Source organism: Streptomyces pimonensis (assembly GCF_041380215.1).
Classification (GTDB): domain Bacteria; phylum Actinomycetota; class Actinomycetes; order Streptomycetales; family Streptomycetaceae; genus Streptomyces; species Streptomyces pimonensis.
Window position 1 is genome coordinate 1 of record NZ_JAHWZY010000076.1, and the last position, 7,775, is coordinate 7,775.

Genomic DNA, 7,775 nt, shown 5'->3' on the forward strand with positions numbered 1-7,775 from the left:
CACCGCAGTACGGCAGAGCGGACCTCGTTCACCCGGGCCCTGCACGTCGTCCGCCGCACGGTGATCTCGCCGAGCGGCTTTTCCCCTCTCCGCCCGCAGACGCGACCGTCGCCTCGGGCTCGCCGAGACCGGCCACAGCCTGTTACCCCGCCGCCGACCCCGGGACTGCCCCCGTAAGATCTGCTCCTGCATCACCAGCTACGGCAGCAAGTCCCCCGGAGAACCAGCAAGCCAACGCCGCTCCCCGGTCGCCATCACCCTGAACCACCGATGGCACGACCACTAAAGCAACGGCATTGTCATCCGTTCGACAGGGGGCAACAGCCATGCCGGGCCCGGAGGCCAGCGGTCCTCTTGCAGGACCGCGAAAAAGATAACGGAGCGGCTCGGACAGAGGGTGGCACCGGCGGCGGGACCGCTCGCGTCCCGAACCCGTGCGGCGGGCACCACGGCCGGAACCGGGGAGTCGGCCTGCCCCTCCTCCATCGGTCCGCGTCCGGTAACCGGCCGCGGCGGCCTCAGACGATGGTGAGCGTCGTCGTTCCGGTCGCGCCCGTGACACCGGTGGACAGACACTGCAGCAGTCCCGGCTGCGGAAGGACGATGACCTGGGTCGCCGAGCGGCCCTGGAAGCGGCCCTGGACGACGGTCCCGGTGAGCGTGGTGACTACCTGCCCGGCGACCGCGGTACTGCTGCCTTCGACCTCGATGACGCTGGTGTCGCCGGTGCTCCACGTGAAGGTCCGAGGTCCTTGGAATCCGCCGAGGAGGTCGTTGCACCCCGCGTGGAGGGTGAACCGCTCCCCGTACGCACCGCTCGTCACCTCACCCGCGCCGTCGACGCACGACCCGAGACGCCCGTCGGTGGTGACGTCGACGTCCCGCGGTTGGAAGGTGATTCCCGGCCTGTAGGCGACGGACTCGGTTCCCTGGCACTGCAGCACCGCGAGTGGTTCCGCGCGGGCGGGCCCGGCGGCCAGTGCGCCGGTACAAAGTACGGTGACGACGGTTGCCAGGACTGCCGAGCGTGCTCGTGATCTTATGACGGACATGAGACGACCTCCTTCAGGGTGAACGGCGTGATAGGGGTGATGCCCGGCACGCCCGTTCGTGAGACGAGCGCGCAGAAGCAGTGAGGGGGCATGCGAAGCCCAGCGCGCTGCCCCGTGAAGACCGCGCGCTGGGCGACGCCCCCGCGCGTTCGGGTCGCCCCTTGCCGCCCGGGACGCGGGCATGAGTCAGTGGACCGTGCGCGCGGCGAGCGGGACGCGGGTTTCCGCGCGTTTCTCCCCGCGGGCGGTCTTCGCGACTCCCTGGAGCGCCGCGTCGGCTTCGGATCTGGAGGATGATGCATCCACAGGAGAACGGCACACTTGCGGTACCGGGCGCCAGGCTTCATTTCGAAGTGCGCGGGGAAGGATCGCCAGTGCTGCTCATCGCGGGCGGCAACTCCGACGCGGCCGTCTTCAAACGCCTGGCCGACGTCCTGGCCGTGGACCACCGCGTCATCACGTACGACCCGCGCGGCAATTCGCGCAGCCTCCTCGACGGTCCGCCGACGGACCAGCGGGTCGAGGAGCACACCGACGACGCGTACCGCCTGCTCGACCACCTCACCGGACCCGGTGAATCCGCGTACGTTTTCGGAAGTTGCTCAGGCGGGCTCGTCGCACTCGAACTCGCCGTCCGTAGCCCGGACCGGGTCCGTTTGACGATCGCCCACGAACCGCCCGCGATGGGACTGCTGCCGGATGCCGAGGAGTATCTGGCATTCTTCGACGACGTCCATGAGACGTTCCGCCGCGAAGGCGTGGCGGCGGCCCTACGCAAGCTCCAGCTCGTGTTCGGCGACGGACCAGCGCCAACACTGCCCGAGGCCCACGACAACACCGCGTTCTTCCTGGCTCACACCGTCAGGCCGGTCACGCGCTTCGTGCCCGACCTCGGCAAGCTGGTGACGATGGCGGACCGTATCGTCGTCGCAGGCGGTCGCGACTCGCGCACCCACGCCGTCCACCGGCCTGCGGTCGTCCTGGCGGAGCGGCTCGGCTGTGAACGGAAGCTATTCCCCGGCGGCCACGTCGGCTACGCGAGATACCCGGCCGAGTTCGCCAGGCGACTCGTCGGGCTGTTCGCCGCGCCGTCCGGCGCAGCGACTCCGTTCCGCACCGGTGCGGGAGGCTGACATGCGCATCGTGATGGGGGCGCAGAGCTGTGGCTTCGGCCCAGCCTCCGAACTCGTCGCGGTCTCCCGGCTGCTCTCCCACCACGAACGGGTGTTCGTCGGCAGGGGTGTGGCGGCGACGTTCACGCGTCGCAACCCGGACGCCTTCGACGCCATCCTCGAAATCGACGCGACGCGCGGAAGGGCCGGGGCGGAGTTGATCGACGACCTGCTGGAGACCGGCGACCAGGTGATCTCGGTCATGGATGCCGACCTCGCCCTGCGGTCCGTCATCGCGCGGCGTCCGGTGGTCATGGTGGACAGCCTGTTCGGATTCTGGCGGCTCGGACGGCCGTTGGCCCAGATCCGCGACCTGTGCGCGACCCTGCCACGTTCCTCCTACGCCGCGGCAGACCGGCACCTGGCCGCGCTCTCCCCGCATGAGCGTGTCGTCGCGGCCCATCTGCTCGCCACGCACAGCGTGGTGCAGAACTTCCCGGGCGTCCCCGAGCGCGTGGCCGAGTTCACCGCTCTCGACGCCGGGTCCGCGATCCACCTGACCGGCCCGATCATCGACCTCGAAGGGCTGAGGAACACCCCGCTCAACGCCGAGCCGGAGTACGACTTGCTGATCAACGTCGGCGGGTTCAAGAACTTCCTCCTGGACTTCGACGTCAACAACGACTACCTGCGGCTGCTTCACCACTGGATCCCCGACCTGCTGCGGGACTGGCCCCGGTTTTCGCACGTCCTGGTCTGCGGCGGCCCTTTCGGCGGGCACCGCGAGCGGAGTGTCTCGGTGGCCGGCCGGCGGGCCGACTGCCGTCTCCTGCCGCAGCGCGATCTGCTGCGGGCGGTGGCGAGCACGCCCGGCTACCTGCTTGCCCCCGGACTCACGGCACTCCACGAGTCGATGGTCCTCGGCCGGTTGCCGCTGGGGATCCACGAGCAGCACTACGCGCACGTCTACACCCTGCGCAGTCTCGACGGCACGCTCTTCGGCCGGAACGCCGGCCGGTTCGCGGACGTCCTGCCGCACCACCGGTTGCCCGAGGACGACTTCACCGGGACGGTGGCCCTCGTGGAGATCGCCGGCCGCGTGCAGGAGGACGAGGAGCTCTACACCGTATTTCGCAGAACGTTCAACGAGCGGATCGAGCACTATGTCTCGCTCACCCCGGCGCAGCGGTGGCACGGCGTCGAGGAACTACGCCGACTGCTCGGCGGTAAGCCGGCCCACGAGGTACTGGCCAAGATCTTTCCCCCTCGGGGCAGCGAGTGACCGGCCGACGGCGCCCAGCCCGGCAGTTGGCCTTCCCGACATTTGGAGACGGATTGCATGCCTCTGAAGAACCCGCCCACGCCGACTACTTCGCTCTCAGGAACCGACTGCTCGGCCCCCTGCGCAACCGGTTCCTGACCGCGGACCAGTTGTGCGAGGCGGGCCGCCTCATGTGCGGCCGCCCCGAGTCCCTGTCCCTCTACGGCATCCCCGCCCCCGAGATGGCCGCCCGGGAGATTCGCATCCTGGGCCGCACCGCCATCGAGTGCACCAAGGACCCTCACCCCATAGCCATCGCCGGCGTCATCGCCGACATCGAGGCCATCACCCCCGAGGCCGACGGCGAGGCGATGGTCGTCGATCTGTTCTGCGGTTCCGGAAACATCGGTCACCACCTCGGCCGCTGCCTGGGCCGCCCCGTATACGCCTCCGAACTCGACCCGGTCGTCTACGAGGCCGGCCGGCGCAATCTGGACCGTATCGGCTCCACCGTCCGTCTCCGTCATGCGGACTATCGTGACCTGCTCGGCGCGCTTCCCGCCCGCAGCGAGCGTGACGTCTACATCGTGGAGCCCTCCTGGGGCCGGGCCTTCACCTCGGAAGGTCTCGACCTGACACGTACCTCTCCCCCGGTCCCCGAGATCATCGGGCACATCCAGCGGTCCCGCGGCCATGTGCCGTGCCTGGTGGTGGTCGAGACCAGTGACCGTGTTGTCCGCGGCTCCCTCGACACCTGGTGTGGGAAAGCGGTCCACCTGCGCACACTCGCCCCCAAGCCGTTTCCGCCCCATCGCACCGGCTCGCGTTTCCACTTCTACCGCCTCAGTGAGAGCCGTGAGGCTGATCCTTTGAAGTGGACACCCTGACAATGGATCTTGATGGTCCAGGGAGGGATGTCCAGGTGGGACGCAAGTCTCCGTATCCGGAGGAGTTCAGGAAGGACGCCGTCGCGCTCTATCAGGCTGCGGGCGGCAAGCGCACCTACGCCGCCTCCTACAACTCGGGCGGTACGCCCGCCTCCCTGGGCGGCATGAACGAGGTCGACACCGGCAACGACTGCGTGCAGACCTACGCCTCCCGCATTGCGACGGGCGACGGGCGACGGGCGACGGGCGACGGGCGACGGGAGGCTGTACGACGATATTCGTAGCGCTGCTTTGACGTGGAAGGAAGTCTGCGGACGCTCGGCGATGTCTAACTACCAGAACACCCAGTCAATGCAGCCGTTCTCCGGAACGTTCCCCTCGGCATCGAAGTACCGCCCGCTGGGCAAGGACGAGCACTGGGTGGCCTTCCCTGAGCTCGCGCACTGCGACGCGCCCAAGGTGACCGTGTCATGCACCGTTCCGAAGCCGTGACCGGCTGGTAGGACACGACGCGGCGTTGTCACGTTGGTGGGGTGTTGATCGGTTGAGGGTGTGTCAGGGCGTGGAGGGGGCGGGCGGGGCCTGGATTACGTTGCGGTGGGCGGGGCGGTGGCGGCGGTCATCGGGTGGCGGCGGGGCCGGGAGTGGGGTGGGATGCCGCTGAACGCGGACAGGAACCGCCGGGTTCCGCCGGTGCTGCGGAAGCCCTTCGTGGCACGCTCGCGCTGCCGGGCGGGCTGGTGGAAGTTCTCGGCCCGGTTGTTCAGGCCCTCGTGCGAGCGGTGTTCCACCGAGGGCGTCACCTCGCGATGGGCCGCACTTGTAGGAGCGCGGCTTGTCGGCGACCACCACCCGCGGCGCCGGGCAGGCCTTCCTGGGCAACCTGCGGAAGAACCGCCGGGCCGAGCGGTGTCCCGCCGGTTCTGGACCGGGATACCGAGCACGGTGCCGTCGGCGTCGACGCCCCCGCCACAGGTACTTCCGCTCGCCGTCGACCCTGATGAAGACCTCGTCCAGGTGCCACTTGTCCCCGGGCCGGGGCCGCCTGCGGCGCAGGCCGTCGGCGCAGGACTGCCCGAACCTCACGCACCAGCGGCGTACCGTCTCATGGGACACCATCACACCGCGCCCGAGCATCGGCTCCTCGGCCTCGCGGAAGCCGAGCGGAAAGCGGAAGCACAGCCACACGCAGTGCGCGATCACCTCGACCGGGCACCGACGCCCCTTGCACGACGGCGGTGCGCTGTCCACGGACAGCCCCTCCCAGCACGACCAACCAGAAAATGATTCCACCCGATCAACCAACCTGACAGCGCCCGCCGAGGCACTCGGCCAGGATGCGCCCCTCGCGCTCGGGCGCGATGACGGTCGTCCCGGGTGTGGAGGCGTTGTGCTGCGCTTGGACGGGGAGCATGCCGTAGATGTCGAGCAGCGCCTGCAGATAGCGGCTGCGGTCGGTGTCGCGCTGTTGGGAAGGTTGGCGACGGCCGTGACGGCGGCCATCCGCTCGATCACTTCCGGACGGCTGGCGGAAGCTACACGTATGTTGTCCGGCAGGGCGCCGGGGCGTGCAGCGACTCCAGCAGCTCGGGTCCGAAGTGGACCAGGTGGCTGAAGTATGTGTCGTGTTCCTTCTCGAAGTCGTCCACCGTTTGCCGGGCCTGCGAGGGGAGTCCGGTCCTGTCGAGTAAGCAGGCCGTGTTCATCGATGACCTCCGGTCCTGTGCTGGGAAGGCTGGTCTGGTCGGGACACCGGGGCGGACTCGCGCCCGGTACGGATGAGGAGGAGCAGTGCCGACGGTGCGGCCGCCGCGGCGATGACCGCGGTGACGCAGAGCGTCCGGATGAGGTCGGGGGCTGTCGGCTGCTCTCCGTGGAGCAGGACCAGCAGGGCCAGGCCGATGGAGCCGCCGATGTACTGCGCAGTTGTCACCAGGGCGCTCCCAGTGGCGTTGCTTGCCGGCGGGAGGTCGCGGGTCCCGGTGATGAACATTCCGGTGAACGCCATCCCCTGTCCCAGACCGCTGAGCAGCAGTCCCGGCAGAATGCCCGGCACGTATCCGCCCTCGGTGCTTACGGCCAGGGCGAGCACCAGGAGGCCGGCCGCGCCGGTGAGGAAGGCCATGGACAGCAGACGCCCCAGGGGCAGTCGGCCGGCGACCCGGCCGGCCACTGTGTTTCCCACGGTGATGGCGCCAGCCAGCGGGAGGAAGGCCATGCCTGCGGCGAGCGCGCTGTAGTCCCGTACCTCCTGGAGATACAGGGTGACGAGGTAGAACTCGGCTCCGAAGCTCGCCATGTACAACGCCGCGACCAGACAGGCCACTTGAAGTGTTCGCACGCCCAGCAGGGGTCGGGGGACCAGCGGCCTGAGTCTGTTCCGGCTGAGTGTGAGGAGTCCTCCGGCCAGGATCGCCACCGCCAGTGCGGCAGCGACGACGGGGAAGGCGGGCTGGGCGCGGGAGAGTTCCGTGAAGGCCAGGACCATGGCCACGACCGCGGCGCAGGCCGAGAGCGTGGCTGTGGTGGCGACGGGAGCCCGTGCCCCGGCTGTGGTGGAACGGACCGCGTCACCGGCGGCGAGCAGGCAGACCGCCACGATGGGGAGGTTGATCCAGAAGATCCACTGCCAGGAGGTCACCGCGAGGATGCCTCCGCCGGCGGTGACACCGAGGGCGAGGCCGACCGCGCCCGTGGTGCCCCACACGCTCACGGCCCGGTCGCGCTCCGGTCCTGCTGGGTAGGCGGCACTGAGCAGACCCAGCGTTGCCGGCACCAGCAGGGCCGCGGCCACCCCTTGTCCGACACGTGCGGCGATCAGTATCGCGGCGGAAGAGGAGAGTGCGGCACCGATCGAAGAGGCGGCGAAGAGCAGCTGAGCGGTGAGGTAGACCCGGCCGGCGCCGAAGGCGTCCGCCAGCTGCCCGCCCAGCAGCAGGAAGCCGGCGAAGAAGATCGCGTATGCGCTCACGATCCACTGCAGTGCGACCGCGGAGAAGTGGAGGCTCGTTCCGATGTCGGGCAGCGCAACGTAGATGATCGAGAAGTCGAGCGCCACCAGCAGCTGTGCCCCGGCCAATGCCGTCAGTAAGCGGGCACCCGGCGTCGGAGCGGGAGAAACGGGCACGGTCGGTCAGCCTCCATAGGTCAACAGTCAGCCCAGAGCGGTGAGCGCCGTCGTGAACACGTCCCAGAACCGTTCGGTGTCCAGGCGTGTCGCCACCTGGGCGTTGGGGGTCCTCCCCGTGACACCGTAGAGGTCGATCACGGTTGCGCCGCGGGTGGCACTGTCACGTTGACTGACCAGGTGGGATGATCTTCTGGTTGGTCATGCCGGGGAGGGAGCGTCCGCGGACAGCGCGCCACCGTCGTACAAGGGGCACCGGTACCCGGTGGGGGTCATCTCCCACTGTGTATGGCTCCACCACCGCTTCCCGCTGTCGTTCCGCGAGGGGGTCTGTAT

The 7,775-nt window shown here is 69.1% G+C and carries 9 protein-coding genes and 1 pseudogene; 5 read left to right on the forward strand and 5 right to left on the reverse strand.

Annotated features, from left to right (window positions below):
• Nucleotides 1-518: 518 nt before the first annotated feature.
• Entirely contained in the window at nucleotides 519-944 is a 426-nt protein-coding gene (locus tag KYY02_RS33050; protein ID WP_371244622.1) for a hypothetical protein, read from the reverse strand.
• A 482-nt stretch (nucleotides 945-1,426) separates the two neighbouring features.
• Between KYY02_RS33050 and KYY02_RS33055 the strand changes: the two genes are divergently transcribed.
• From KYY02_RS33055 to KYY02_RS33075, 5 genes are read left to right on the forward strand one after another with little or no spacing between them, the layout of a single operon-like run.
• A complete protein-coding gene (locus tag KYY02_RS33055) occupies nucleotides 1,427-2,185 on the forward strand; it encodes an alpha/beta fold hydrolase (protein WP_371244624.1) in 759 nt (252 codons plus the stop codon).
• 1 nt (nucleotide 2,186) lies between these two features.
• Nucleotides 2,187-3,446, forward strand: a complete 1,260-nt coding sequence (locus tag KYY02_RS33060) for a hypothetical protein (protein WP_371244626.1) — start codon at nucleotides 2,187-2,189, stop codon at nucleotides 3,444-3,446.
• A gap of 53 nt (nucleotides 3,447-3,499) precedes the next feature.
• Nucleotides 3,500-4,312: a class I SAM-dependent methyltransferase gene (locus KYY02_RS33065; protein WP_371244628.1), complete on the forward strand. Its 813-nt coding sequence runs from the start codon at nucleotides 3,500-3,502 to the stop codon at nucleotides 4,310-4,312.
• Nucleotides 4,313-4,347: 35 nt separating this feature from the next.
• Nucleotides 4,348-4,596 (forward strand): hypothetical protein, encoded by a 249-nt coding sequence (locus KYY02_RS33070; protein ID WP_371244636.1) that lies wholly within the window; start codon nucleotides 4,348-4,350, stop codon nucleotides 4,594-4,596.
• 40 nt (nucleotides 4,597-4,636) lie between these two features.
• The gene (locus tag KYY02_RS33075; protein WP_371244630.1) at nucleotides 4,637-4,804 is read left to right on the forward strand and encodes a hypothetical protein; all 168 of its coding nucleotides are present in this window, start codon (nucleotides 4,637-4,639) and stop codon (nucleotides 4,802-4,804) included.
• A gap of 95 nt (nucleotides 4,805-4,899) precedes the next feature.
• Here the strand turns inward: KYY02_RS33075 and KYY02_RS33080 are convergent, their stop codons facing one another.
• From KYY02_RS33080 to KYY02_RS33095, 4 genes and pseudogenes are all read right to left on the reverse strand, one after another.
• Nucleotides 4,900-5,103, reverse strand: a complete 204-nt coding sequence (locus tag KYY02_RS33080; protein ID WP_371244638.1) for a hypothetical protein — start codon at nucleotides 5,101-5,103, stop codon at nucleotides 4,900-4,902.
• A gap of 88 nt (nucleotides 5,104-5,191) precedes the next feature.
• Nucleotides 5,192-5,815: pseudogene (locus KYY02_RS33085) on the reverse strand (transposase family protein); the annotation flags it as partial.
• A 32-nt stretch (nucleotides 5,816-5,847) separates the two neighbouring features.
• Nucleotides 5,848-6,018 carry a hypothetical protein gene (locus KYY02_RS33090; protein ID WP_371244632.1) on the reverse strand — a complete coding sequence of 57 codons (171 nt, stop codon included), beginning with the start codon at nucleotides 6,016-6,018 and terminating at the stop codon, nucleotides 5,848-5,850.
• A complete protein-coding gene (locus KYY02_RS33095; protein ID WP_371244634.1) occupies nucleotides 6,015-7,391 on the reverse strand; it encodes an MFS transporter in 1,377 nt (458 codons plus the stop codon). The genes KYY02_RS33090 and KYY02_RS33095 overlap by 4 nt, the downstream gene beginning before the upstream one ends.
• Nucleotides 7,392-7,775 lie beyond the last annotated feature (384 nt).

What these genes read in the sequence shown, in the direction of transcription:
- KYY02_RS33075 (WP_371244630.1), top strand. Translation starts at nt 4,637, where the DNA reads ATGTCTAACTACCAGAACACCCAGTCAATGCAGCCGTTCTCCGGAACG.
- KYY02_RS33060 (WP_371244626.1), top strand. Translation starts at nt 2,187, where the DNA reads ATGCGCATCGTGATGGGGGCGCAGAGCTGTGGCTTCGGCCCAGCCTCC.
- KYY02_RS33090 (WP_371244632.1), bottom strand. Translation starts at nt 6,018, where the DNA reads ATGAACACGGCCTGCTTACTCGACAGGACCGGACTCCCCTCGCAGGCC.